At 64.7% G+C, this 23,335-nt stretch carries 24 protein-coding genes; 6 read left to right on the top strand and 18 right to left on the bottom strand.

Annotation, left to right across the window (positions count from 1 at the left end):
- Positions 1 to 197 precede the first annotated feature (197 nt).
- A complete protein-coding gene (gene ahpF / locus ACFW0B_RS00565) occupies positions 198 to 1,754 on the top strand; it encodes an alkyl hydroperoxide reductase subunit F (protein WP_449146022.1) in 1,557 nt (518 codons plus the stop codon).
- Positions 1,755 to 1,875: 121 nt separating this feature from the next.
- A complete protein-coding gene (locus tag ACFW0B_RS00560) occupies positions 1,876 to 2,418 on the top strand; it encodes a hypothetical protein (protein WP_449146021.1) in 543 nt (180 codons plus the stop codon).
- 127 nt (positions 2,419 to 2,545) lie between these two features.
- Here ACFW0B_RS00560 and modA read toward each other — a convergent pair whose 3' ends face one another.
- From modA to ACFW0B_RS00525, 7 genes are all read right to left on the bottom strand, one after another.
- Positions 2,546 to 3,301, bottom strand: a complete 756-nt coding sequence (modA, locus tag ACFW0B_RS00555) for a molybdate ABC transporter substrate-binding protein (protein ID WP_449146020.1) — start codon at positions 3,299 to 3,301, stop codon at positions 2,546 to 2,548.
- Positions 3,302 to 3,615: 314 nt separating this feature from the next.
- Positions 3,616 to 4,269, bottom strand: a complete 654-nt coding sequence (locus ACFW0B_RS00550) for an HAD family hydrolase (protein WP_449146019.1) — start codon at positions 4,267 to 4,269, stop codon at positions 3,616 to 3,618.
- Positions 4,269 to 5,258 (bottom strand): ABC transporter ATP-binding protein, encoded by a 990-nt coding sequence (locus tag ACFW0B_RS00545; protein WP_449146018.1) that lies wholly within the window; start codon positions 5,256 to 5,258, stop codon positions 4,269 to 4,271. Before ACFW0B_RS00545 ends, ACFW0B_RS00550 begins: the two co-directional genes overlap by 1 nt.
- Positions 5,255 to 6,052, bottom strand: a complete 798-nt coding sequence (locus ACFW0B_RS00540; RefSeq protein ID WP_449146017.1) for an ABC transporter permease — start codon at positions 6,050 to 6,052, stop codon at positions 5,255 to 5,257. Before ACFW0B_RS00540 ends, ACFW0B_RS00545 begins: the two co-directional genes overlap by 4 nt.
- Positions 6,039 to 6,881: an ABC transporter permease gene (locus ACFW0B_RS00535; protein ID WP_449146016.1), complete on the bottom strand. Its 843-nt coding sequence runs from the start codon at positions 6,879 to 6,881 to the stop codon at positions 6,039 to 6,041. The genes ACFW0B_RS00540 and ACFW0B_RS00535 overlap by 14 nt, the downstream gene beginning before the upstream one ends.
- On the bottom strand, positions 6,878 to 7,681 hold the full coding sequence (locus tag ACFW0B_RS00530) for an alkaline phosphatase family protein (protein ID WP_449146015.1): 804 nt from the start codon (positions 7,679 to 7,681) through the stop codon (positions 6,878 to 6,880). The genes ACFW0B_RS00535 and ACFW0B_RS00530 overlap by 4 nt, the downstream gene beginning before the upstream one ends.
- Positions 7,682 to 7,730: 49 nt before the next feature.
- Positions 7,731 to 8,789 (bottom strand): ABC transporter substrate-binding protein, encoded by a 1,059-nt coding sequence (locus ACFW0B_RS00525; protein ID WP_449146014.1) that lies wholly within the window; start codon positions 8,787 to 8,789, stop codon positions 7,731 to 7,733.
- 298 nt (positions 8,790 to 9,087) lie between these two features.
- Here ACFW0B_RS00525 and ACFW0B_RS00520 point away from each other — a divergent pair, with 298 nt between their 5' ends.
- Positions 9,088 to 9,804, top strand: a complete 717-nt coding sequence (locus ACFW0B_RS00520) for a UTRA domain-containing protein (protein WP_449146013.1) — start codon at positions 9,088 to 9,090, stop codon at positions 9,802 to 9,804.
- Positions 9,805 to 10,039: 235 nt separating this feature from the next.
- On the opposite strand, the gene lpcA is transcribed toward ACFW0B_RS00520, so the two are convergent.
- From lpcA to minC, 7 genes are all read right to left on the bottom strand, one after another.
- Complete coding sequence (lpcA, locus tag ACFW0B_RS00515) at positions 10,040 to 10,627, bottom strand: D-sedoheptulose 7-phosphate isomerase (RefSeq protein ID WP_449146012.1); 588 nt, start codon at positions 10,625 to 10,627, stop codon at positions 10,040 to 10,042.
- A gap of 17 nt (positions 10,628 to 10,644) precedes the next feature.
- Positions 10,645 to 11,934 (bottom strand): M18 family aminopeptidase, encoded by a 1,290-nt coding sequence (locus ACFW0B_RS00510; protein ID WP_449146011.1) that lies wholly within the window; start codon positions 11,932 to 11,934, stop codon positions 10,645 to 10,647.
- Positions 11,935 to 12,249: 315 nt separating this feature from the next.
- Complete coding sequence (locus ACFW0B_RS00505) at positions 12,250 to 12,825, bottom strand: class I SAM-dependent methyltransferase (RefSeq protein ID WP_449146010.1); 576 nt, start codon at positions 12,823 to 12,825, stop codon at positions 12,250 to 12,252.
- A 37-nt stretch (positions 12,826 to 12,862) separates the two neighbouring features.
- Positions 12,863 to 13,498: an RluA family pseudouridine synthase gene (locus tag ACFW0B_RS00500; protein ID WP_449146009.1), complete on the bottom strand. Its 636-nt coding sequence runs from the start codon at positions 13,496 to 13,498 to the stop codon at positions 12,863 to 12,865.
- 73 nt (positions 13,499 to 13,571) lie between these two features.
- Positions 13,572 to 13,826, bottom strand: coding sequence for a cell division topological specificity factor MinE (gene minE, locus ACFW0B_RS00495; RefSeq protein ID WP_449146008.1), 255 nt, complete (start codon positions 13,824 to 13,826; stop codon positions 13,572 to 13,574).
- Positions 13,823 to 14,638 (bottom strand): septum site-determining protein MinD, encoded by an 816-nt coding sequence (minD, locus tag ACFW0B_RS00490; RefSeq protein WP_120652639.1) that lies wholly within the window; start codon positions 14,636 to 14,638, stop codon positions 13,823 to 13,825. The genes minE and minD overlap by 4 nt, the downstream gene beginning before the upstream one ends.
- A 101-nt stretch (positions 14,639 to 14,739) precedes the next feature.
- Positions 14,740 to 15,486: a septum site-determining protein MinC gene (minC, locus tag ACFW0B_RS00485; protein ID WP_449146007.1), complete on the bottom strand. Its 747-nt coding sequence runs from the start codon at positions 15,484 to 15,486 to the stop codon at positions 14,740 to 14,742.
- A 121-nt stretch (positions 15,487 to 15,607) separates the two neighbouring features.
- Between minC and ACFW0B_RS00480 the strand changes: the two genes are divergently transcribed.
- Both ACFW0B_RS00480 and ACFW0B_RS00475 read left to right on the top strand, forming a co-directional pair.
- Positions 15,608 to 16,528 carry a lipid A biosynthesis lauroyl acyltransferase gene (locus ACFW0B_RS00480; RefSeq protein ID WP_449146006.1) on the top strand — a complete coding sequence of 307 codons (921 nt, stop codon included), beginning with the start codon at positions 15,608 to 15,610 and terminating at the stop codon, positions 16,526 to 16,528.
- A gap of 37 nt (positions 16,529 to 16,565) precedes the next feature.
- A complete protein-coding gene (locus ACFW0B_RS00475; protein ID WP_449146005.1) occupies positions 16,566 to 17,768 on the top strand; it encodes a patatin-like phospholipase family protein in 1,203 nt (400 codons plus the stop codon).
- A gap of 114 nt (positions 17,769 to 17,882) precedes the next feature.
- Here ACFW0B_RS00475 and ACFW0B_RS00470 read toward each other — a convergent pair whose 3' ends face one another.
- The 3 genes from ACFW0B_RS00470 to ACFW0B_RS00460 all read right to left on the bottom strand — a co-directional run bounded on the left by ACFW0B_RS00470 (position 17,883) and on the right by ACFW0B_RS00460 (position 20,936).
- Positions 17,883 to 18,728: a pirin family protein gene (locus ACFW0B_RS00470; protein WP_449146004.1), complete on the bottom strand. Its 846-nt coding sequence runs from the start codon at positions 18,726 to 18,728 to the stop codon at positions 17,883 to 17,885.
- Positions 18,729 to 18,883: 155 nt separating this feature from the next.
- On the bottom strand, positions 18,884 to 19,648 hold the full coding sequence (locus ACFW0B_RS00465; protein WP_449146003.1) for an MlaA family lipoprotein: 765 nt from the start codon (positions 19,646 to 19,648) through the stop codon (positions 18,884 to 18,886).
- Positions 19,641 to 20,936, bottom strand: coding sequence for an alpha/beta fold hydrolase family protein (locus tag ACFW0B_RS00460; protein WP_449146002.1), 1,296 nt, complete (start codon positions 20,934 to 20,936; stop codon positions 19,641 to 19,643). Before ACFW0B_RS00460 ends, ACFW0B_RS00465 begins: the two co-directional genes overlap by 8 nt.
- Before the next feature lie 266 nt (positions 20,937 to 21,202).
- Between ACFW0B_RS00460 and ACFW0B_RS00455 the strand changes: the two genes are divergently transcribed.
- Positions 21,203 to 21,586, top strand: a complete 384-nt coding sequence (locus tag ACFW0B_RS00455; protein WP_449146001.1) for a hypothetical protein — start codon at positions 21,203 to 21,205, stop codon at positions 21,584 to 21,586.
- A 101-nt stretch (positions 21,587 to 21,687) separates the two neighbouring features.
- Here the strand turns inward: ACFW0B_RS00455 and ACFW0B_RS00450 are convergent, their stop codons facing one another.
- Positions 21,688 to 23,238, bottom strand: coding sequence for a glycoside hydrolase family 17 protein (locus tag ACFW0B_RS00450; RefSeq protein WP_449146000.1), 1,551 nt, complete (start codon positions 23,236 to 23,238; stop codon positions 21,688 to 21,690).
- Positions 23,239 to 23,335 lie beyond the last annotated feature (97 nt).

Genomic DNA, 23,335 nt, shown 5'->3' with positions numbered 1-23,335 from the left:
ACTCCGCGCCCTGACTGCGCGCCCCGGCCTGATTTCACCTTGCACTGCCGTCGCTCGCGACGTGTTCCATCCCATTTTCGCTCCATGCTCCGGCGGATGGCCTGGCCATCCGCCTGCTTCACACCCCTCATCCCGCTTCGGGCGGCCGGCGACGACCGTCGAGGGGTGACTCATGCCCGCAATAAAGGAGTTCGCACATGTTGGACGCCAATCTTAAAACCCAGTTGAAGGCCTACCTCGAGAAGGTCACCCAGCCGTTCGAGATCGTCGCGTCCCTCGATGACAGCGACAAATCCAGTGAGCTGCTCGGGCTGTTGCAAGACATCGTCGGCCTGACCGACAAGATCACCCTGAAGACCGATGGCAGCGACGCCCGTCGTCCGTCGTTCTCCCTGAACCGCCCCGGTGCGGACATTTCCCTGCGCTTTGCCGGCATCCCCATGGGTCACGAGTTCACCTCGCTGGTGCTGGCCCTGCTGCAAGTGGGCGGCCACCCGTCCAAGCTCGCCAGTGATGTGATCGAGCAGGTCAAGTCCATCGAGGGCGAGTTCAATTTCGAAACCTATTTCTCGCTGTCCTGCCAGAATTGCCCCGACGTGGTGCAGGCGCTGAACCTGATGGCTGTGCTCAACTCGAACATCCGCCACGTCGCCATCGACGGCGCGCTGTTCCAGGATGAGGTCAACGAGCGCCAAATCATGTCGGTGCCGAGCATCTACCTGAATGGCGAAGTGTTCGGCCAGGGCCGCATGGGCGTGGAGGAAATCCTCGCCAAAATCGACACCGGCGCCGCCACTCGCGATGCCGAAAAACTCAACGCCAAGGAAGCCTTTGACGTGCTGGTGATCGGCGGTGGTCCCGCTGGCGCCTCCGCGGCCATCTACGCTGCGCGTAAAGGCATCCGCACCGGCGTTGCTGCCGAGCGTTTCGGCGGCCAGGTGCTGGACACCATGGCCATCGAGAACTTCATCTCCGTGAAGGAGACCGAAGGTCCGAAACTGGCCCGTGCCCTGGAAGAGCACGTCAAGCAGTACGAGGTAGACATCATGAACCTGCAGCGCGCCAGCGCACTGGTTCCGGCCAAGGCTGAAGGCGAGTTGCATGAAGTGAAATTCGAGAGCGGTGCCAGCCTCAAGGCCAAGACCGTGATCCTGTCCACCGGTGCCCGCTGGCGCGAAATGAACGTGCCGGGCGAGCGGGAATACAAGGCCAAGGGCGTGTGCTTCTGCCCGCACTGCGATGGCCCGCTGTTCAAGGGCAAGCGCGTGGCGGTGATCGGTGGCGGCAACTCCGGCGTGGAAGCGGCCATCGACCTGGCCGGCATCGTCGGCCACGTCACCCTGATCGAGTTCGACGACAAGCTGCGTGCCGACGCCGTGCTGCAGAACAAGCTGGCCAGTCTGCCCAACGTCAAGGTCATCAAGAGCGCGCTGACCACCGAGGTGAAAGGCGATGGCCAGAAAGTCACCGGCCTGGTCTACAAGGACCGCACCACCGACGAGCTGCATACCGTCGAGCTGGAAGGCATCTTCGTGCAGATCGGCCTGCTGCCCAACAGCGAATGGCTCAAGGGCGTGGTGGAGCTGTCGCCGCGTGGCGAGATCATCATCGACGCCAAGGGCCAGACCAATATCCCCGGTGTGTTCGCCGCCGGTGACGTGACTACGGTTCCGTACAAGCAGATCGTGATCGCCGTGGGCGAGGGCGCCAAGGCGTCGCTCAGCGCCTTCGATCACCTGATCCGTACGACCTGATTTTACTCAGCGTGGTGTGCTGAAGTGGCGGAGGCTCGCAAGAGTCCTCCGCTTTTTTTATGTCCGCGCGGCTTCCCTGTATCCTTCGCGCTTTGGATCCTAAAGCGGCAGGGCTCATCGCGTGAAACAGCAACTTATCGAATTGATTACGGCAATCAGCTCCGGCTGCATGGCCGAGGATGAGATCGACGGTATCGCCACTGAGGCGGCCCAGGCCTACGCCGATGCGGACGCCTTCCTCGCCGCGAACCCCGATATCAACTACGACGACAGCTTCCCCATCCCCCTCGGCGAGTGGGTGGTGGTGGGCAGCCTGCCCGATACCGTGCTGTTCCAGGCCGACAGCTACGACCAGTTGTTCCAGCAGGTGGTGGACTCCTTCGGCCCGAGCGTGAACTTCGTGCTCAAACCCAAGCAGTTGGTGAAGGTCGAGCCGCTCAAGGCCCTGAACCGCATCCAGGTGCAGATGGCCAGTCTCTACCCGGAGAAGGGCGGCTACGTGCTGGTGGACTTCAGCGAACCGCTGGATGACGAACTGCAGTGCGTGCTGGTCTACAAATGCGACCTGGAAAGGGTCATGCAGCTGGCGGTGGAAGTCGGCATCTACGCCGCGCCGGCCTACGAGGCCCTCAAGGCCGCGATGGAAGAGGGCGACGACGACTGAGTCGTGTCGCCGTATCCGCTTTTGTAGGTTGGCGCTGAGCGAAGCGAAGCCCAACGATTGCCTGGCTCATGCCTTGCACGTTGGGCTTCGCGGAGCTCAGCCCAACCTACGGTGACCCTCTCGATCCTTACAGCTGATAGCCGTAGGACTTGATCACTTCCGCGGCTTTCGGGCCCTTCAGGTAGTCCACCAGCGCCTTGGCGGCCGGGTTGGTTTCACCTTTCTTCAGAATCAGCGCGTCCTGCCTGATCGGCTCATGCAGCTCGGCCGGCACGATCCAGGCGGAACCGCTGGTGATCTTGCCGTCCTTGTACACCTGGGACAGGGCAACGAAGCCCAGCTCGGCATTGCCGCTGGAGACGAACTGCAGCGCCTGGGTGATGTTCTGTCCTTCAACCAGCCTGGGCTTCACGGTTGCGGTCAGGCCCAGTTTGTCCAGTACCTGGGTGGCTGCCAGGCCATAGGGCGCGGTTTTCGGGTTGGCGATGGACAGGTGCTTGTACTGGCCGGTCTTCAGTACGTCGCCCCTGGCATCCACGTAGCCGTCCTGCGGCGACCAGAGCACCAAGGTGCCAATGGCGTAGGTGAAGCGCGAACCGGGTACGGCATCGCCTTCCTTCTCCAGTCTGGCCGGGGTGGTGTCGTCAGCCGCGAGGAAGACCTCGAAGGGCGCGCCGTTCTTGATCTGGGTGTAGAACTGGCCGGTGGCGCCGTAGGCGACAATCAGCTTGTGGCCGGTGTCCTTCTCGAAAACCTTGGCGATGGCCTGAATCGGCGCGGTGAAGTTGGCGGCGGCGGCCACCTGGACTTCCGCAGCCGCAGCGCTGCCCAGGGCGAACAGGGCGATAAGCGCGGCGGTGGCGCGGGTGAGGCGATGACTCATGGGGGCTCCCGGCAGGGCTTATTCTTGTCTGGTTTTCGCTATGTATAAAACTATACAGCGATAAGGTTGGCATTCTTGTCGGATTTTGATTTTGTGGTCAAGTTTTGCGGTGGTGCACGGCGCTTCTCTTCTCGTCGGTTGGGCCTCGCTGCGCTCTGACGGTACGCCGCCCGCACCAACCTACGGGGCCGCTGCGCGGCCCTTCGCGAATGAATTCGCCCCCACAGGAAAAGACGGCATTTGTAGGTTGGGTCGGGCGGCGTTCCGCGAGGAACGAAACCCAACATTTCGTGGTTGATGCCGCGCCCGTTGCGTCAGCGCCAGTCAAGGATCGGCCAGCCGGCCTGTACGGCGTGGGCGCGTAGGGTCGGGTCGGGGTTGACCGTGTGCGGGTTGGCCACCCGCGAGAGCAGCGGCAGGTCGTTGCGCGAGTCGGAATAGAAGTAGGCGCCTTCCAGGGTTTCGCCCTGTTCTTCCAGCCAGGCGTTGAGGCGCGTCACCTTGCCTTCGCGGTAGGTGAGTACGCCGCGGGTACGGCCGCTGTAGCAGCCGTGCTGTTCTTCCAGGTCGATGGCCAGCACTTCTGCCACGCCCAGGCGTTCGGCGATGGCGCTGACCAGGAAGTGCGCCGAGGCGGAGATGATCAGGATGCGGTCGCCGGCGGCGCGGTGCCGGGCCAGGCAGCGCATGGCGTCGGAGTGGATCAGCGGTTCGATCACGTCCTCGACGAAAGGCCCGGCCACGAAGTCCACTTCCTCAGCGGTGCGCCCCACCAGCGGCGACAGGCTGAAGGCCATGTAGTCCTCCATCGCCAGCTGGCCTTCGGCGTAGAGGGTCATGAGTTCACGGTCCTTGCGGATGAAGGATTCTCCGTCGACCCACCCCAGTTCGGCCATGTGGGCGCTCCACAGGCTGGCGCAGTCGCCGTCTATCAGGGTGTCGTCGAGGTCGAAGATTGCCAGGGTCATCAGGCCACCTCCCGGATCGCCAGATCGTCTATGCACAGGCCGATGCGTTGTCCCTTGCAGTGCAGGTCTTCGACGGAGCGGTTGAGCACGTCCACCACCAGTTCCACGCCGCGAGCTTCGACGCGGTAGCGCACCACGTTGCCCAGCAGGCTGTGGCCGCGCACTTCGGCCTCGATGCCGCCTTCGTGGCTGAGAATGATGGCTTCCGGGCGTATGGCGATGCGGCCGCTCACCGGGCGTTGCAGCAGGCGGCTGGCGCTGTCGGCGTCGAGCAGGTTGTAGTTGCCGATGAAGCCGGCAGCGAAGGCGTCCACTGGAGCGGTGTAGAGAGTTTCCGCGTCGCCGCTCTGGACGATGCGGCCGGCGTTCATCAGGAAGATGCGGTCCGACAGGGTCAGGGCTTCCTCCTGGTCGTGGGTGACGAAGATGGTAGTCAGGCCCAGCTCCTGCTGGATGGAGCGGATCTGTTCGCGCAGGTGCTTGCGGATGCGCGCATCCAGTGCCGACAGCGGTTCGTCCAGCAGCAACAGGCGTGGGCGGGTGACCAGCGAACGCGCCAGGGCGACACGCTGGCACTGGCCGCCGGAAAGCTGGTGCGGATAGCGCGCGGCGAAGTCGGCAAGCTCCACCATGGCCAGGGCTTCGTCCACCCGGCGCTGGCTGTCGGCGGCACCGACCTTCTGCATGCGCAGGCCGAAGGCGACGTTCTGCTGCACCGTCATGTTGGGGAACAGCGCATAGCTCTGGAACACCATGCCGATGCCGCGCTTCTGCGGCGACAGCGGCACCAGGTCCTGCCCGTCCAGCAGGATCTGCCCGCCGTTCACTTCGGTCAGGCCGGCGATGCAGCGCAGCAGGGTGGACTTGCCGCAGCCGGAAGGGCCCAGCAGGGTGACGAATTCACCCTTGCCGATTTCGCAGTGAATGTCGCTGAAGATCGCGGTCTGGCCGTAGCTTTTGTGCAGGCCGCGGATGGAAAGAAAGCTCATGCCTTGTCCTTGTTCAGACGGTTGGCTGCCCAGGTGAACAGCAGCACGAAGAAGAAGTAGGAGATCACCAGCGCGCTGTTGAAGTGGCCGCTGCTGTTGCGCATGTTGTTCAGGTACACCTGCAGGGTCTCGTAGCGGGTGCCCACCAGCAGGTTGGCGAAGACGAACTCGCCGAACAGGAACGAGAACGACAGGAACAGCGAGACCATCAGGCCCTTGCGCAGGTTGGGCAGCACCACCAGGAAGGCGGCCTTCCAGGTGCTGGCGCCGAGCAGCTGGGCGGCGTCCATCAGGTCCCGCAGGTTGATCGCTTGCAGGTTGTTGGTGATGGCGCGGTACATGAAGGGCAGAGCGATGGTGAAGAAGCAGCCGATCAGGATCCAGGGCGTTCCCACCATGGCCAGCGGACCCGAACCATAGATCTGCAGCAGGCCCACCGAAGACACCACCGGCGGCACCGCGAAGGGCAGCAGGATGAGGATGTTCATCAGGGCGTCGAGCTTCGGGAAGTGGTAGTGCACCACGAACAGCAGCGGCAGGATCAGCACCACCGACAGCGCCAGGGCAGCGAAGCACACCAGCAGCGACTGGCCGAAGGCGGTGAGGAAGCGGCTGTCGCTCCACAGCGCCAGGTACCACTTGAAGGTCAGGCCGTCCGGAAGGATGGTCGCTGACCAGCTGGTGGAGAGCGAGTAGAGCAGGGTGCCGGCAAGCGGCAGCAGCAGGATCAGGAACAGCAACCAGACCACCGCTCGATGGTAGAGGCTGCCTCTGCAGGATTCAGCGGGAGACATGGTAGCTCCTCCTCAGCAGCCACTGGTGCACCACGGTGATCAGCGCCATCAGCCCCACCAGCACCATCGCCAGGGCGCTGGCCAGATTGGGGTTGAGCGCGATGTCGCCGGCGACCATGGCCGCGATGCGGATGGTCAGGACGTTGAAGTTGCCGGTGGTCAGGGCATAGACGGTGGCGTAGGCGCCCAGGGCGTTGGCCAGGAGGATGACGAAGGTGCCGAGCAGGGCGGGGGTCAGTACCGGCAGGCCGATGTGCCGCCAGAACTGCCAGGTGCTGGCGCCCAGCAGCGCCGCGGATTCGCGCCAGTCTTCGCGCAAGGCGTCGAAGGCCGGATAGAGCAGCAGCACCCCGAGGGGAATCTGGAAGTAGGTGTAGAGCACGATCAGGCCAGTCTTGGAATAGAGGTTGAAGTCCTCGATCACGCCGGACTGCTTGAGCAGGAGGGTCAGCGCGCCATTGAAGCCGAGCAGGATGATGAAGGCGAAGGCCAGCGGCACGCCGGCGAAGTTGCTGGTCATGTTGGAGAAGGCCATGACGAAGTCGCGCAGCTTCGAATCCACCTTGCGCAGCGAGTAGCTGCCGATCACCGCGATGATGATGCCGAACAGGCTCGACCAGAAGGCGATCTGCAGGCTGTGCTTGATGGCCTGCAGGTAGAACTTCGAGCTGAACACCCTGGCGAAGTTGCCCAGGCCCCAGCCATCCGGCGTGTTCAGGCTGTGGAGGGCGACCCAGGCCAGCGGCGCGATCTGGAACAGGATGAAGAACAGGGCGAAGGGCAGCAGGCAGAGCAGCGCCAGCCATTTGCCCCGGATGGAGGTATTCACTTGAGCAGCTCCCGGCAGACGGACTTGTCGTGGGCGGCGCCGAGCAGTTCGCAAACGGTTCCACACAGCTCGGTCTGTTTCGGTTGTGCCGTCGCGTCCAGGCTGAAGGCGTCGCCGATGACGAACAATGGCACCTCGCGCTCCTCGGGGAGCAGGCCGTTGTGGGAGCGGTCGTTGTTCATGCCGTGGTCGGCGGTCACCAGCACCTGGTAGCCGGCGTCCAGCCAGCGTTGCAGGTACTCGGCCAGGAGGATGTCGGCGACCCGCGCGCTGTTGCGGTACTGCGGCGAGTCCAGGCCGTGCTTGTGGCCGGCGTCGTCGACGTTCATCGGGTGCACCAGAAGGAAATCCGGGTTGTGGCGCTGGCGCAGGCTCTCGGCGTCGGCGAACAGGTGCGAGTCCGGGTAGTGGTCGGCGTAGTAGAAGTGGCCGTGCTGGATCGGCAGCTGCGGCGCTTCGGTGTGGCGGTCGCGGGCGGCGTCGAAAGGCGAGTTGTTGTACAGCTCGCTGACCCAGTGATAGGCGGCGGCAGCGGTGGTCAGCCCGGCGGCGCTGGCGTAGTGGAAGATGCTGCGCTCCTTCGACAGGCGCGACACATCGTTGTGGACGATGCCGCTCCGGATCGGCGGAACGCCGGTGAGAATGCATTCGTAGAGCGGGCGGGACAGCGCCGGCAGCTCGCACTGGAGCTTGTACAGCACCGCCTTGCCGGCGCCGCACCAGGCCTGAAGGTGACCCAGCGCATGCCGGGCCACCTCGTAGTTCAGGCCATCCAGCAGGACGAGGATGACTTTGTTCATTTTCCCTGGCCTCAAGATCGGTCAAGCGCAGCCAGCCATTGGGCGATTTTCATTCCATCTCGATGATCACGTGCTCCTGCCACAGCTGCGGCAGCACCTTGGAGGTCTCTTCCCAGGCCTTGGCGTCCTTGATCGGCTGGACCTTGGCGTATTGCTCGTTGGGCAGCAACTTGGCCTGGACATCGGCCGGCAGGGTCAGGTGTTCGGCACGGATCGGGCGGGCGTAGCCCTTGGCCAGGTTGATCTGGCCGGCGTCGCTGAGGATGTACTCGCGGGCCAGTTTCGCCGCGTTCGGATTCTTCGCGTACTTGTTGATGATGGTGGTGTAGCCGGAGATCACCGAGCCGTCGGAGGGGATCAGCACATCGAAGCGGCCGGGGTCGATCTGGTCGCGGTAGGACAGGCCGTTGAAGTCCCAGACGATACCCACTTCCACCTCACCCTTCTCCAGCGTCTGGATGGTCGGGTTGGACAGCGACAGGCGGCCCTGCCTGGCGATCTCGGCGAAGAAGTCCAGGCCCGGCTGGATGTTCTTCTCGTCACCGCCATTGGCGATGGCGGCGGCCAGCACGCCGTTGACCGCCTGGGCGGCGGCGCTGACGTCACCGATGGCGACCTTGTACTTGCCCTGCTTCAGGTCGGCCCAGGACTTGGGCGCTTCCTTGACCAGCTGCTTGTTGACGATGAAGGCGATGGAGCCGGTATAGGCCAGCATCCAGTGGCCGTCGACGTCCTTGGCCCAGTCGGGAATCTGCGCCCAGGTGCTGGGCTTGTAGGGCTGGGTCACGCCCTGCTGGACGGCGATGGGGCCGAAGGCCGCGCCCACGTCGCCGATGTCGGCGGTGGCGTTGTCCTTCTCGGCGGCGAACTTGGCGATTTCCTGGGCCGAGCTCATGTCGGTGTCGACGTGCTTCAGGCCGTACTGCTTGTTCAGGTCGGCCCAGGTGTCCTTCCAGTTGGCCCAGCTGTCGGGCATGCCCACGCTGTTCACCGCGCCTTCCTGGCGGGCGGCTTGTTCGAGACTTTTCAGATCTGCGTCGCTCGCCATGGCCTGGGTCCCCAGGGCAATGGCCGTTCCCATCAGTGAAGCCAGCAACAGGCGTTTCATATGAAGCTCCTTAGCAGGTTTGCAGGTTGGTCTAGATCAGCAAGACCCAGGCCAAATCTAAAAGCCCTGGATGACGGTTTGATTGCAGGGTGCAGCAGCATCCTGCGGCGGAGAGCGCTTGAAAAGCGTAGACCATGGCCAGAGGGCTGAATCCGGGGAGGTCGCGGTTGACGATGGCATGACGCCTGCAGGCGTGCCTTGCTGTCATCCCGCAGTCATCTAGGCTGCCTAGGATGGCGGGCAAGTCCGGCCGTGATGCACCCGAGTGGTGCTGGTCTATTCCAGATCGGAGTTTTCGATGCGCGATGAGGCGCCCCGCACCCTGACCGCCATCTGCAATGCATTGCAGGAGCAGATCGGGCACGGCCTGTTGCCCCAGGGCAGCAAGCTGCCGGCCGAGCGCAAGTTGAGTGAATTGTTCGGTACCACCCGCATCACCCTGCGCGAGGCGCTGGGGCAGCTGGAAGCCCAGGGGCTGATCTACCGCGAGGAGCGCCGCGGCTGGTTCGTTTCGCCGTCGCGACTGCTTTACAACCCACTGGTGCGCAGCCACTTCCACGCCATGGTGGCCGGGCAGGGGCGCGTACCCGCCACCGAAGTGCTGGGGGCGCGGCTGATTCCGGCCAGCGTGGAAATCTGCGAGTTGCTGGAGCTGCCGGCGCTGTCCAGCGTCTACCAGATCCGTCGCGCCCGCCGCATCGACGGGCGTCTGGTGCTCTACGTGGAGCACTACCTGAATCCGGCCTGCTTCCCCGGCATCATCGATTTCGACCTGACCCGCTCGCTGACCGAGCTGTACGACAGCCAGTACGGCATCCGCTACGGCCGCGTACGCTTCGACATGGTGCCCACCGCCCTGCACCCGGAGGCGGCAGCGGCGCTGAAGGTGTCAGCCGGCAGCCCGGCGCTGAAGATCACCCGCATCAACCGCGACCAGCACGGGCGGCTAATTGACTGCGACCTGGAGTTCTGGCGGCACGATGCCATTCAGGTGAGTGTGGAAGTGCCGGAGTGACGTCGCAGGTTGAGCGGAGGAACGAACCCCCTATGACTCGCCACGTTGGGCCCCGCAGGCTCGGACCAACCTATGGGGCAGCTGCGCTGCCCTTGGCGAATGAGTTCGCCCCACAGGAAACGGCGGCACTTGTAGGTTGGGTCGGGCGGCGCTCCGCGAGGAACGAAACCCAACATTTCGTGGCTGATGGTGGACCCGTTGGGCTTTGCTGCGCCCGGGCTAACCTGCGAGGTGGCTAGGCGTAGTTCTCGGGGCTGAGCTTGCGTTCGACCAGTTCGATCAGGATGTGCAGCACCTTGATGTGCAGTTCCTGCACGCGATCGGCGAAGTCGCCACCGGGGGCGCAGATGCAGACGTCGGCCAGGGCTTCCAGGGCGGAGCCGGGCTTGCCGGTCAGGGCCACCACTTTCACGCCCAGGGCACGGGCGGCTTCGGCGGCCTTGATGACGTTGGGGCTCTTGCCGCTGGTGCTGATGGCGATCAGCACGTCGCCGGCGCGGCCGTGGGATTCCACGTAGCGGGAGAAGATGTAGTCGTAGCCGAAGTCGTTGGCGACGCAGCTGATATGGCTGGGATCGCTGATGGACACGGCGGCGATGCCGGGGCGGTTCTTGCGGTAGCGGCCGGTCAGTTCCTCGGCGAAGTGCATGGCATCGCACATGGAACCGCCGTTACCGCAGGAAAACGCCTTGCCCTTGTTCTCGAAGCTCTCGACCAGGAGTTCGGCCGCACGCTCGACGTTCTTCAGCGTCTGCTCGTTGGCAATGAAGTTGTCCAGGGCGCGCCTGGCTTCCTCCAGGCTGTTGCGAATATGGCTGAGCATGCGGGCTTCCTTCCTGATCAGGGCAGGTCGTGGCTGGAGTAGAAGGCGGCCAGCACCTTCACCAGATGGGCCAGGTCATGGCTGCCCGCCAGCTCGCGAATGGAGTGCATGGCGAAGGTGGGCAGGCCGATGTCCACGGTACGCACGCCCAGCTGGCTGGCGGTGATCGGACCGATGGTGGAGCCGCAACCCATGTCGCTGCGGGTCACGAAGCTCTGTACCGGCACTTCGTTCTCCAGGCACAGGTGGCGGAAGAAACCGGCGGTTTCGCTGTTGGTGGCGTAGCGCTGGTTGCTGTTGACCTTGATCACCGGGCCGGCGTTGAGTTTCGGGCCGTGGTTGCCATCGTGCTTGTCGGCGTAGTTCGGGTGCACGCCGTGGGCGTTGTCAGCGGAAACCAGCAGGGAGCGCTGGATCACCCGGGCGAAGGCGTCGCCTTCGGGCAGTACGCGGCGCAGCACCTGTTCCAGCATCGGGCCGTCGGCGCCGCAGGCGGAGCAGGAGCCCACTTCCTCGTGGTCGGTGCAGACCAGCACGCAGCTCTCGTCGGCCTCGGCAGCCAGCAGGGCCAGCAGGCCGGCGTAGCAGGACAGCAGGTTGTCCAGGCGCGCACCGGCGATGAAGTCGCCGTCCAGGCCGATCACCGCTGCACTCTGGGTGTCGTAGAAGGAGAGTTCGTAATCCAGCACCGCATCGGCAACCACGCCGTGTTCCAGGGTCAGCTGTTCGGCCAGCAGATCGCGGAATTCGCGGGCCTCGCCGGCTGCCAGTTGCGCCAGGATTGGCGGCAGCTCGGTCTGGGCGTTGATGGCCCAGCCCTGGTTGGCTTCACGGTTGAGGTGGATGGCCAGGTTGGGGATCACGGCGATGGGCGCCTGGAAGTCCACCAACTGGCTTTCCACCATGCCCGCCGCGCGGTAGGTGACGCGGCCGGCCAGCGACAGGTCGCGGTCGAACCAGGGCGCCAGCAGGGCGCCGCCATAGACTTCGACGCCCAGTTGCCAGAAGCCCTGCTTGTGCAGCTCGGGGTTCGGCTTGACGCGCAGGCAAGGACTGTCGGTGTGGGCACCGACCAGGCGCAGGCCGCCTTCCAGCACCGGGCGCTTGCCCAGCTTGATGGCGATGAGGGAGGAGTCATTGCGGGTGACGTAATAACGGCCACCGCTTTCGATACGCCAGGCCTCACGTTCGTCGAGGCGCACATAACCGGCGGCTTCCAGGCGCTTGGCCAGGCTGCGGGTGGCGTGGAAGGGGGTGGGCGAGGCCTTGAGGAAATCGATCAGGCCCTGGTTCAACTCTTCGCGCATTGGGGGACTCCGGACAGCAGTGGCGGGAGTTTATCCCATAGGCCCCAGGGATTAGGAGGGCGACCGGCGGTGAATTTTCCTAACAGGCCGATAGCGAGGGTGTTGCGTCATGTGTGGAGCGACTTCCACGTCAATCAGTGCGGGTGGGTGTTGCTTTTCACATCCACCACCGCTGCCCGGTTCTGCGCCGATGGTGGGTTGGTGAAGCGTGACCCACCCTACGAAACTGGTGTTAGGGGCAACTGCGTTGCCCTTGGCGAATGAATTGCCCCTACAAGGATGCAGCCCGAACCTGGACCCGGCCCCGATGCCGGATCACAGGCGCCGTGCGACCACCGAGAACAGGTGCCAGTGCTTGTTGCGGCCCTTGGCGGTGATGCCGTCTTCTTCCTTCTCTTCCAGCATCAGCACGTCCCAGCCCGAGAGCAGTTCTTCCAGTTGCCGGCGGCGCAGGATGGTGATGCCGTTGTCTGCCCAGTCGTCCCGTTCGCCGAACAGGTGGCCGGCGAACAGGCCGCCAGCCGGCAGTGCGCCGCAGATGGCCTGCCAGAGGTTGGGAAAGGCCGCGGGCGGGCAGAGGGGCAGGGCGAAGCTGGAGTTGACCAGGTTGGCCGGCGGCAACGGCAGGCTTTCGAAGCGGCAGCAGCGGCTTTGCAGTCTCTGGCGTTTCTCGTCGTCCAACTGGGCATCGAGGCGGGCCAGTGCCTCGGGTTCCGCATCCACCGCCAGCACTTTCCAGCCGCGCCTGAGCAGCTCCAGCGTGTCGCGGCCGGCACCGCAACCCAGGTCGAGGGCGTGGCCGGGCGGCCCGTCCCAGTTTTCCAGAGCGGTGAGCAGGGTGAAGCGGGCGGGCTGACCCTCGGTGGCGTTGTAGAACTCGGTGAGGCTCATCTCTTTCCCGAATCGAGGTCTTTTTCTTGAGCCTAGGTCAGAACGGCGCCGGGCACTCGAATCTCAGGCGTTCACCCGTCTGGGGATGGGTCAGGCAAAGCAGGCTGGCGTGCAGGCAGAGACGCTCATGGGCGGCCAGCGCTTCGGGGTTGGCGTAAAGGCGGTCGCCGAGCAGCGGATGTCCGATGGACAGCATGTGCACGCGCAGCTGGTGCGAGCGGCCGGTGATGGGGGTCAGCTCGACCCGGCTGTAGTGGCCGCAACGCTCGATCACGCGCCAGAAGGTCAGCGCATGGCGGCCGTGCTCGAAGTCCACCACGTGGCGCGGCTTGGTCGGCGGGTCGTAGCGCAGCGGCAGTTCGATGCGGCCGCTGTCCAGCTCCGGCTCGCCCCAGCAGAGCGCGGTGTAGGCCTTCTCGGTCTCGCGGTCGTGGAACTGGCGGGACAGCTCGCGGTGGCTGTCGGCGTCGCGGGCCAGGACGATCAGGCCGGAAGTTTCCCAGTCCAGGCGATGGACGATGCGCGCCTCGGGATAGCCGTTCTCCTGCAGGCGGGTGATCAGGCAATCCTTGTTGTCGTCGGCGCGGCCGGGCACCGAAAGCAGCAGGGTGGGCTTGTTGACCACCAGCAGGGCGTCGTCCCGGTGGATGAATTCGATCTGGGAAAGCGGCATGGCAGTTCCGGAAATGAAGACGGCGGCCGAAGCCGCCGTCGTGGGTCCAACAGGGCCCGGGTCTATTGCTCGATCAACGTTCGGGCAGGGTGATGTTCAGCTCGAGGATCGAGCAGTTGCCCTGATCCTCCAGCAGCACCTGAACCTGCTCCTGGTCGATGTCGACATACTTGCGGATCACGTTCACCAGATCTTTCTGCAGGGCCGGCAGGTAATCCGGCTGGCTGCGCTGGCCGCGTTCATGGGCGACGATGATCTGAAGGCGTTCTTTAGCGATCGAAGCGCTACTCTGCTTCTTCCGCTCGCGAAAGAAGTCGAAAATGTTCATTCACGGCCTCCAAACAGGCGTTGCAAGAGTCCTTTCTTCTGCACATCGAGGAAACGATGGGGCAGTTCCTTGCCAAGCAGGCGGTCGACGGCATCGCTGTACGCCTGGCCGGCGTCGCTCTGGTCGTCGAGGATGACCGGGATACCCTGGTTGGAAGCCTTGAGGACCGCCTGGGACTCCGGAATCACGCCAAGCAGGTTGATGGCGAGGATTTCCTCGACGTCTTCGACGCCGAGCATTTCGCCCTTGGTGACGCGCTCGGGGTTGTAGCGGGTCAGCAGCAGGCGCTCCTTGATCGGGTCTTCACCCTTCTCGGCGCGACGGGACTTGCTGGCCAGCAGGCCGAGCATGCGGTCGGAGTCGCGGACGGAGGAGACTTCCGGGTTGGTCACGACAATCGCCTCATCGGCGTAGTACATGGCCAGGTGGGCGCCCTTTTCGATACCGGCCGGCGAGTCGCAGACCACGTATTCGAAATTCTGCGACAGTTCCTCGATGACCTTGCCCACGCCTTCGAGGGTCAGCGCGTCCTTGTCACGGGTCTGGCTGGCGGCCAGCACGTAGAGGTTCTCAAGGCGCTTGTCCTTGATCAGGGCCTGGGTAAGGGACGCTTCGCCATTGATGACGTTGACGAAGTCGTACACCACGCGACGTTCACAACCCATGATCAGGTCGAGGTTACGCAGGCCGACGTCGAAGTCGACGATGACAGTCTTGTGACCGCGCAGTGCTAGACCGGTACCGATTGCGGCGCTGGTGGTGGTTTTACCCACTCCACCCTTGCCGGACGTGACAACGAGAATCTTGGCCAAGGTGATTCACCCCAAATGAATAAGTAAAACCGGGAAGTTATCGGTTCGCCCGAACCGTCCTTCTTCCCTTTCAGTTCCCTGAAATTTCGCGGCAGTATCCGTTAAAGGCGGGTGATGTTCAACACGTCTCCCGACAGGCTGACCTGCACTTGCTGACCCCATAGCGGATCGCGGCGCAAGTCGTCTGCAACCTTGTACTGGCCGGCTACGGAGACCAGTTCGGCGGCTAATTGGCGACAGAAAATCCGCGCCTTGGTATCGCCCTTGATACCGGCCAGCGCACGGCCGCGCATCGGGCCGTAAACATGGATATTGCCGTCGGCGAGAAGTTCCGCTCCGGGGCTGACCGCGGCGAGGACGACCAGGTCGCCGCCGGGGGCGTAAACCTGCTGGCCACCGCGCACCGGCGTGGTGATGATCCTGGTCGGCTGCACCTCGGGCTTGGGCGGTTCGGCGGGCTTTTCGACCTTCTTTTTCGCTTCGGGCTCTACCGGGTCGATGGGGCGTTCGCGGGCGCCGGACGGCGGCAGGATCGGGATGTCCAGGGCGTCGGCGGCGGCAATGTGCTCTTCGCGTTTCGCGCGGATGGCCAGGGTGCGCAGGCCATGGCGGCGGCAGATTTCCAGCATTGCCGGGAGGTCGAGCAGCGGTTCGCCTTCGGGCAGCTTGTCCAGCGCCAGCACCAGCGGGGTGTTCTGGAAGAAGTTGGGGGCCTGGGCGACTTTCTCGTCCAGTTGCCGGTCAAGGCGTTCGAGGTCGTTGTGGGCCAGTTCCATCACGGTGATGGCGAGCATGCTGCCCTTGAGCTGGAACACGGGTTCTTGGTCGAGAAGGTCGGCTTGGCTCATGGTCTGCCTGCAGTCGTGAATGGCGAGGACTTATAGCGAGATCGCCCGGCGCTAGCAAGCCGGAAGGGGGAGGCGCATTTGGAGTAGAATGCGCGACTTTCTCGCTCAAGCGGATTCAGAGATGGATAGACCTCAATTTCGCCCACAGTTCCTTCACCCGCGCTATTGGGCGCTGTGGCTGGGGCTGGGGCTGCTCTGGCTGATCACCCTGCTGCCGTACCGGGTGCAGCTGGGCCTGGGGCGTGTGCTGGGGGCGCTGATGCTGGGGGTGGCCGGCTCGCGGCGCAAGATCGCCCGGCGCAATCTTGAGCTGTGCTTTCCCGACCTCTCCAAAGGCGAGCGTGAGCGTCTACTGCGGGAAAACTTCGCCTCCACCGGCATTGCTTTCTTCGAGATGGCCATGAGCTGGTGGTGGCCGAAGGCGAGGCTGGCGCGGCTTTCCCATATAGAAGGCCTGGAACACCTGCAGAAGGCCCAGGCCGAAGGCCAGGGGGTGATCCTCATGGCCCTGCATTTCACCACGCTGGAGATCGGCGCCGCGCTGCTCGGCCAAGTGCACACCATCGACGGCATGTACCGCGAGCACAAGAACGCTGTGTTCGACTTCATCCAGCGCCGTGGCCGCGAGCGCCACAACCTGGACGCCACCGCCATCGAACGCGAGGATGTGCGCGCCATGCTCAAGGTGCTGCGCGCCGGCCGCGCCATCTGGTACGCGCCGGACCAGGACTACGGCCGCAAGCAGAGTATCTTCGTGCCGCTGTTCGGCATCGAGGCCGCCACCGTCACCGCCACCACCAAGTTCGCCCGTCTGGGCCGCGCCATTGTCCTGCCCTTTACCCAGCGTCGCCTGGCGGATGGCTCCGGCTACCAGCTGGTGATCCATCCGCCGCTGTCCGACTTCCCCGGTGACACCGAGGAAGCCGATTGCCTGCGCGTCAACCAGTGGGTGGAAGAGGCGGTGCGCGAATGCCCCGAGCAGTACCTCTGGGCTCACCGTCGCTTCAAGACCCGGCCGCAAGGCGCGCCGAAGCTCTACTGAAACCTATAATCGGAAAGTACCGTCCGGAGAGCCGTCCATGGATGCCAGCGCCGCCACCCAGCAGCCCGTTACCGGGCTGATTCTTTCCGGTGGCGGTTCGCGGGCGGCCTATCAGGTCGGGGTGCTGGGCGCCATCGCCGACCTGCTGCCGGATGCTGCCTGCAATCCTTTTCCAGTCATCGTCGGTACCTCCGCCGGCGCGGTGAATGCCGTGGCTCTGGCCTGCGGTGCATTGCACTTTTGCCAGGCCGTCCGCCGTCTCAACAGTGTCTGGCAGGGCTTTCACTGTGGAGCGGTCTACCGCAGCGACTGGCCCGGCGTGCTCCGCCAGAGTTCGCGTTTCTTCGGTCACAGCTTGCTGGGATTGGGGCGCGATATCCCGGTGGCGCTGCTGGATAACGCCCCCCTGCGTGAGCTGCTGACTCGCGAGCTGGATTTCAGCGGCATCTCCGCCGCCGTCCGCACCCGCCAGCTGCGTGCCGTGGCCGTGACCGCCTTCGGCTACGAGAGCGGCCAGGCGGTGACCTTCTACCAGGGCCGCGCCACCATCGATCCCTGGTTCCGTCACCGCCGCGTCGGCGTGCCGACCCGCCTGAGTGTCGAGCACCTGATGGCGAGCGCGGCGATCCCCCTGTTGTTCCCGGCGGTACGCATGGGGCGCGAGTATTTCGGTGACGGCGCGGTACGCCAGACGGCGCCCATCAGCCCGGCCTTGCACCTGGGCGCCAACCGGGTGCTGGTGGTGGGCGTAAGTGGCAACCCGCTGGGGATGAACCCCAGCCAGGAAATGGTGCAGCCCCAGGGCGGCCGTCCGCCGACCCTGGCGCAGATCGGCGGGCATCTGCTGAACAGCACCTTCATCGACAACCTGGAAAGCGACATCGAACTGCTGGAGCGGATCAACCGGATGAGCCGGGCGATCCCGCCGGAGTCGCGGCCACGCCACCTGAGTTCGGAGCAGGTGGAGGTGCTGGTGATTTCGCCGAGCCAGCCTCTGGATGAAATCGCCGCCCGTCACCGCCGCGAGATGCCGCGCGCCATCCGCACCTTCCTGCGCGGACCGGGGGCAACCCGGGCGAGCGGGGCGGGGGTGCTCAGCTACCTGTTGTTCGAGCCTGGCTACTGCAATGAGCTGATCGAACTGGGTTACCAGGACACCATGGCCAAGCGCGCCGAGTTGCAGCGTTTCCTCGGCCTGGAAATGGCGCCGGCCTACCCCCACACCGTTCCTGCCCTTTAGCCGGGTGGACGTCGCGCCAAACGTCCACCAGCGGAGCCAGGGCTGACGCAGAGGGTGGGGCGGTGAAGCGTGACCCACCCTGGGGAACGACCGATGTTCAGCCCGGCCGGGATGTCATGCGCCGAAGCGGCCATCCCGGTAGTCCCGCAGCGCCTGTTCGATCTCTTCGCGGGTATTCATCACGAAGGGGCCGTACTGGACGATGGGCTCACCCAGCGGGCGGCCGGCCAGCAGCAGGACCTTGGCGCCGTCATCGCTGGCCAGCTCCAGGGCACCCTGTTCGGACAGGCGCACCAGCCGTCCCTTGCCGATGGCGTGGCCGTTGAGGTGCGCGCTGCCTTCGTAGACATAGAGCATCACCCGCAGGCCGTCGGCCAGTCGCGGCGATACCCGGCTGCCAGCCGGCAGGTCGAGATCGAAGATGTGCGGCTCGCTGTGCGGACGTTGCACGGCGCCATCACGGGCGACCTGGCCATCGTCGAAGCGGCCGGCGATCACCAGCGCCTCGACGCCTTCGGCAGTGCGGACCCGAGGAATTTCCGCCGGGTCGAAGTCGCGGTAGCCGGGGTCGCCCATCTTGTCCTTGCTCGGCAGGTTCAGCCAGATCTGGAAGCCGCGCATCACGCCTTCTTCCTGTTCCGGCATTTCGCTGTGGATGATCCCGCGCGCTGCAGTCATCCATTGCACGCCGCCGTTCTGCAAGAGGCCGCTGTTGCCCAGGTGATCCTCGTGACGCATGCGCCCTTCGATCATATAGGTGATGGTTTCGAAGCCGCGATGCGGGTGCGGCGGAAAGCCGGCGACGTAGTCGTCCGGGTTGGCCGAGCCGAACTCGTCGAGCATCAGGAAGGGATCGAAGCGCGGCACGCCCTGCTCGGCGAAGATGCGGGTCAGGTTGACGCCGGCACCGTCGGACGCGGGCTGGCCGGGGCGTTGTTCGAGAATCTGGCGGTCGCTCATCTGAACCTCCTCAAGGTTGGAATGAGCGGGATGTTACGCCTATTAATTGAATAGATGGTGCGTGTTTTTTCTTTGTTTCTATCTCATTTATCGATCTATTGGCTTCTCTGTAGGGGCGAACGAATTCGCCCCTACAAATGCCGAGGCTGCTGGCTTTACTCGGCGATCTGCAGCTTGCGCGACTGGGTGTAGACGTAGCGCAACTTCTCGTACTCGAACGGGGAGTTGAGCTGGCCGTAGCGGAAGCTGGTGGTGTAGCGCTTGTCCACCATGCGCAGGGCGGTGATTTCCGGGTGGTTGCTGGAGACTTCCGGCACGTTGAGGAAGTTGATCTGGTAGTCGGCGACGTAATCCACCACCAGCCCGCCGGTATCGCGCAGGTTGGATGGGCCGAGGATCGGCAGCATCAGGAAGGGGCCGTCGGTGACGCCGTAGTAGCCGAGGGTCTGGCCGAAGTCTTCGGTCTGCTTGGGGAGCCCCATGCGCGTGGCCGGGTCCCAGAGGCCGACGACGCCGATGGTGGTGTTGAACAGCAGGCGGCCGGTGATTTCCAGGGAGCGCTTGCCCTTGAGCTGTAGCGCGCTGTTCAGCAGGTTGGGGATGTCGCCCAGGTTGCTGAAGAAGTTGCTCACGCCGGCGCGCACGAAGCCCGGCGTGACATAGCGGTAGCCGTGCACCACGGGCAGGAACACCCATTCGTCGAAGCGGTAGTTGAAGTGGTAGACCCGCCGGTTCCAGGACTCGAAGGGGTCGTAGATGTTCAACGCGTCCAGCGTGGAGCGCTCGAATTCGCGCTGGTCCAGGCCGGGGTTGAACTTCAGGTCCTTCAGCGGTTGGGTGAAGCCGTCCTGGTCGGGCTCCTGGGCCACGGCCAGGCCACTGGCCAGCAGCAGGGCGATGAAGAGTGCTTTCTTAGCCACGGAAGAACTCCAGCATGGCGTCGCCGTTGACGCGGTAGTTGAGGTTGCCGCAATGCCCGCCGTGGGGGTACAGGGTCAGGCGGTCGCCCATGGTGCGGCGCAGGAAGCCAAGGTCGCCGGGGCCGAGGATGAGGTCGTCGGCGTTGTGCATCACCGCAATCTTGCTGCTGCCTTTGAGGTAGTCCTCCAGGGCATAGAGGCTGACCTGGTTGATCAGCTGGGTCAGGCTGCTGCCGTTGTGGCGGGCGCGCCAGAACGGGATCAGCTGCTCGGTGATGTAGCAGTCGAAGTCGCACTGCAGGGCGCGCTTGTAGAAGGGCGTCAGGCTGGTGCCTTCGTTGATGGGGTACTTCACCGGGGTGATCAGGCCGCGACGGTTGATCAGGTCCGAGGTGAAGGCGATGTCCGAGGAGGAGAAGCGGAAGGAGGTGCCGATCAGCATCGCCATCTGTTCGTTGGAGAGCCGTTGCCTGGACTCCTGGAAGTCGAAGAGCAGGGCGTCGTTGAGGTCGATGTAGCCCTTCTTCTGGAAGTAACGGGTGAGCTTGCCGAGCACTACCTGATAGAAGGTGGTGGTGTCGTCGACGCCCTTCACGCGGGTCTGCACCAGGCGGTCGAGATTGGTCACCGAGGTGTAGAGGTTCACCGGCGGATTGAGCAGCAGCACGCGCTTGAAGTTGAAGCTGCGGCGGGTTTCGTCGAGGTGGCTGACGAAGGCGGCTTCCAGGGCGCCCAGGCTGTAGCCGGTGAGGTAGAAACCGGTGACGTCCAGGCCCGGATGCTGGGCGCGCACGGCTTGCATCACGCGATAGAGGTCATCGGCATCCTCGGCGGTGAGCCCAGGGGTGGCATGGCGCGAGGCCGCGGCCATGAAGTCGTAGCTGGTGGGCGAGGACAGCTGCACCACGTGGTAGCCGGCGCCGTAGAACAGCTTCTTGAGATTTTCCGCGTGGGTGCTGGCGTAGTGGCCGCCGGTACCGGCGATGACGAACACCAGCGGTGCCGGGCCTTTCTGTTGCGCGAGGCGGTAGCGCAGCTTCTTCACCGACCAGAAGTTGTCGGGCAGGGCGCTCTCGCGTTCCGGGCGCAGTTTCAGGTCGTAGTCGGCCTGGTCGATGTCGTCGTCCGCCGGCACCGTGCTGCGCAGGTCCGGCGGCGTGGTGGCGATGGTCGCCTCGAAAGGGTTGGTGATCGGAAAGCCGTAGCTGGCGGCATCCAGGTCGGCGGCCAGCACATGGGCGCAGAAGGTCAGGCAGCCCAACAGGGCGGCGAGGCTTGTTCGGAGCATAGGAGAGGTCCCTGTACAGTTTCTGCGGAGGCTCTGGCCCGAAGTCTTGGGCGGGCTGCAGCCACTCCACCGGTCCGGCCCGTCAGGGCCGCCGGGCCGCGTTCCATATGAGAGAACGTCAGGAGTGAATACCGGGGCTATGACAACTGCAAGTCTTGCAAGTGCAGTCCGTACGTCAGGCCAGGTTGTGGCGGAGCGTTGTATGGCCCTTGCTTCGAATGAACGGGGGGGTATCCTTGGCGCCGCTTACCCATTCGGAGAGAACCATGTCCAGCCGTTCGTCCCTCATCCTGCTGCTGATCCTGCTGCCGCTGTGGCTGGCCGCCAGCTACGGGGTCCGCTTCGCCCTGATGGAGGACGGCCAGTGGGTCGGCCTGTGCGTCGACGAAGCGCAACGCTGGGAATGCCAGGTTCGCTCCGGCCTGGGCCTGCTGATTCACTTCAGCGTCATCGGGTGGATCGGCCTGGTGGCCTCCCTGGGCGCTTTTTTCATCCCTGGCCGCGCCGGCTGGGGCCTGGCCCTGCTGGCCCTGTTGTTCGCCCTGCCGGCCCTGGTGCTCTACACCGCCAGCCTCGCAGTGTTCGCCTGCGTCATCGCCGGCCTGCGCCTGGTGCGCCGCCAGCCGGAAGCGGTGCCGGTCAGCGCCTGACATTCCATCGGGCAACAAAAAGGACGCTTCGAGCGTCCTTTTTGTTGTCGGCGAAGGGGGGGAGTGATTTCAATCGCGAATGAATTCATCCCCACAGGGGATCAACCGCGAAGCCGCAGGCTGCGCCACAGGGCGGCCAGGAGCAGGGCGCTCACGGCCGCCCAGCCGATGGCCTGAACGTTGCCGAGGGTTTCCTCGTACAGCTGCGGCACGATGCCGGCGCCGATCAGCACCGCCAACAGGGCGATCTCGCGGCGCGGCGCGGCGACCGGGCGGAACAGGTAGACCAGTGCCGGCAGCAGCAGGGCGGCGCTGGGGAAGCTGCGGTAGCGGGCGTCGAACACCAGGGCCAGCATCAGCACCGCGCCAGCGAAGCCGGAGGCGCACAGCCACCAGCCGCCACGGGTTTCCAGCCAGTCGAACAGGCGGCTACGCACACCGCCGCGGGCGGACAGCGCCAGCGCAGCATGGGCCAGGACCATCAGGTTGAGGCCGACCAGGAAAGCGGCCCAGGCCCACTCGCCGACGAAGCGGCTGGTCACCCGCGCCAGCTCGCCCCAGAGGCCGATGCAACCGGCGCCCACGGCGGCCAGCAACGGCAGCACCAGGGCGGCGCGAGTCGAGGACGGGCGGCCGGCGAGCGCAAGGGTGGCGAGGAAGATCAGGCCGGAAATGCCCAGCCACATGGGCCAGTAGGGCAGGTTGGAGACCGGGCCGGCCAGCACGCCTTTCTCCTGGCGATCGGCGTCGAACAGGCCCCAGTAGCCGCCCACCGCGCCTTCGCTGGCGCGTTTCCAGGGCTGGTCGAAGGCTTCGATCAGGTTGTAGCCCCAGCCGTTCTCCTCGGCCATGGCGACGAAGCCACGGATGAACTTCGCCTCGTTGACCCGGCTCGGCACGGCGGTTTCGCGCTGGCGGCCTTCGCTGGGCCAGCCGGTTTCGCCGATGAAGATCTCCTTGGGTGCGAATCTGTTGCCGAACACCTGGCGGACTTCGGCGACACGGCGCAGGGCCTGGTCGATGCCGGCAGGTTCGTCTTCCCAGTAGGGCAGCAGGTGGATGGTGAGAAAATCCACCGCCGGTGCCACTTCCGGATGGCGCAGCCAGAACTCCCAGACGTCCGCGTAGGTGACCGGCTGCTTCACCTGGGCCTTGACCTGCCCGATCAGCCCGGCCAGCTGCTCGCCGGTGACTTCCTTGCGCAGCAGGGCCTCGTTACCCACGATCACCGACTGCACCACGTCCGGGTTGGCGTTGGCGGCCTTGATCAGGGCGTCGATCTCTTTCTGGGTATCCACCAGATTGCTGTTCACCCAGGCACCCAGCATCAGCTTCAGGCCGTGCTTGCGGGCCAGCTCCGGAATGGCTTCCAGGCCAGTCATGGAGTAGGTGCGCACGCAGTGGAAGCGGGTCGCCAGCAGGGCAAGGTCGGCGTCCATGCGCTCAGGGCGCAGCACGAAAGGCTGGTCGAACGGCGACTGGTCCTTGTCGAAGGGGCTGTAGGACGCGCACTGCAGCTTGTGGGTGGGGGTTGCGGCGTCCGGCAGGATCACCGGCTTGCCGAGGCCGTACCAGAGGCCAGCAAGGGCGACCGCTGCGACCAGGAAGGACAGCAGGTAGGGGCGTACAGGAAATCGGACGTTCTGACTCATGTTCGGGCGCGCTGGCATGGGGGGCAAAGCCGTGCATCTTAGCGGATTAGCCCTCATCGCTCCTACGGCCCGGTTCGGAAAATCCGCACGGCGGATT

The sequence above is a fragment of the Metapseudomonas phytobenefica genome, from assembly GCF_043392685.1.
Taxonomy (GTDB): domain Bacteria; phylum Pseudomonadota; class Gammaproteobacteria; order Pseudomonadales; family Pseudomonadaceae; genus Metapseudomonas.
This window is presented reverse-complemented; position numbering and strand designations above follow the sequence as displayed.

Bases quoted from the DNA above. Each gene is read 5' to 3' on its own strand.
- ahpF (WP_449146022.1), top strand. From the start codon at position 198: ATGTTGGACGCCAATCTTAAAACCCAGTTGAAGGCCTACCTCGAGAAG.
- modA (WP_449146020.1), bottom strand. From the start codon at position 3,301: ATGAGTCATCGCCTCACCCGCGCCACCGCCGCGCTTATCGCCCTGTTC.
- ACFW0B_RS00550 (WP_449146019.1), bottom strand. From the start codon at position 4,269: ATGACCCTGGCAATCTTCGACCTCGACGACACCCTGATAGACGGCGAC.
- ACFW0B_RS00545 (WP_449146018.1), bottom strand. From the start codon at position 5,258: ATGAGCTTTCTTTCCATCCGCGGCCTGCACAAAAGCTACGGCCAGACC.
- ACFW0B_RS00540 (WP_449146017.1), bottom strand. From the start codon at position 6,052: ATGTCTCCCGCTGAATCCTGCAGAGGCAGCCTCTACCATCGAGCGGTG.
- ACFW0B_RS00530 (WP_449146015.1), bottom strand. From the start codon at position 7,681: ATGAACAAAGTCATCCTCGTCCTGCTGGATGGCCTGAACTACGAGGTG.
- ACFW0B_RS00525 (WP_449146014.1), bottom strand. From the start codon at position 8,789: ATGAAACGCCTGTTGCTGGCTTCACTGATGGGAACGGCCATTGCCCTG.
- ACFW0B_RS00520 (WP_449146013.1), top strand. From the start codon at position 9,088: ATGCGCGATGAGGCGCCCCGCACCCTGACCGCCATCTGCAATGCATTG.
- lpcA (WP_449146012.1), bottom strand. From the start codon at position 10,627: ATGCTCAGCCATATTCGCAACAGCCTGGAGGAAGCCAGGCGCGCCCTG.
- ACFW0B_RS00510 (WP_449146011.1), bottom strand. From the start codon at position 11,934: ATGCGCGAAGAGTTGAACCAGGGCCTGATCGATTTCCTCAAGGCCTCG.
- ACFW0B_RS00505 (WP_449146010.1), bottom strand. From the start codon at position 12,825: ATGAGCCTCACCGAGTTCTACAACGCCACCGAGGGTCAGCCCGCCCGC.
- ACFW0B_RS00500 (WP_449146009.1), bottom strand. From the start codon at position 13,498: ATGCCGCTTTCCCAGATCGAATTCATCCACCGGGACGACGCCCTGCTG.
- minE (WP_449146008.1), bottom strand. From the start codon at position 13,826: ATGAACATTTTCGACTTCTTTCGCGAGCGGAAGAAGCAGAGTAGCGCT.
- minC (WP_449146007.1), bottom strand. From the start codon at position 15,486: ATGAGCCAAGCCGACCTTCTCGACCAAGAACCCGTGTTCCAGCTCAAG.
- ACFW0B_RS00480 (WP_449146006.1), top strand. From the start codon at position 15,608: ATGGATAGACCTCAATTTCGCCCACAGTTCCTTCACCCGCGCTATTGG.
- ACFW0B_RS00475 (WP_449146005.1), top strand. From the start codon at position 16,566: ATGGATGCCAGCGCCGCCACCCAGCAGCCCGTTACCGGGCTGATTCTT.
- ACFW0B_RS00470 (WP_449146004.1), bottom strand. From the start codon at position 18,728: ATGAGCGACCGCCAGATTCTCGAACAACGCCCCGGCCAGCCCGCGTCC.
- ACFW0B_RS00460 (WP_449146002.1), bottom strand. From the start codon at position 20,936: ATGCTCCGAACAAGCCTCGCCGCCCTGTTGGGCTGCCTGACCTTCTGC.
- ACFW0B_RS00455 (WP_449146001.1), top strand. From the start codon at position 21,203: ATGTCCAGCCGTTCGTCCCTCATCCTGCTGCTGATCCTGCTGCCGCTG.
- ACFW0B_RS00450 (WP_449146000.1), bottom strand. From the start codon at position 23,238: ATGAGTCAGAACGTCCGATTTCCTGTACGCCCCTACCTGCTGTCCTTC.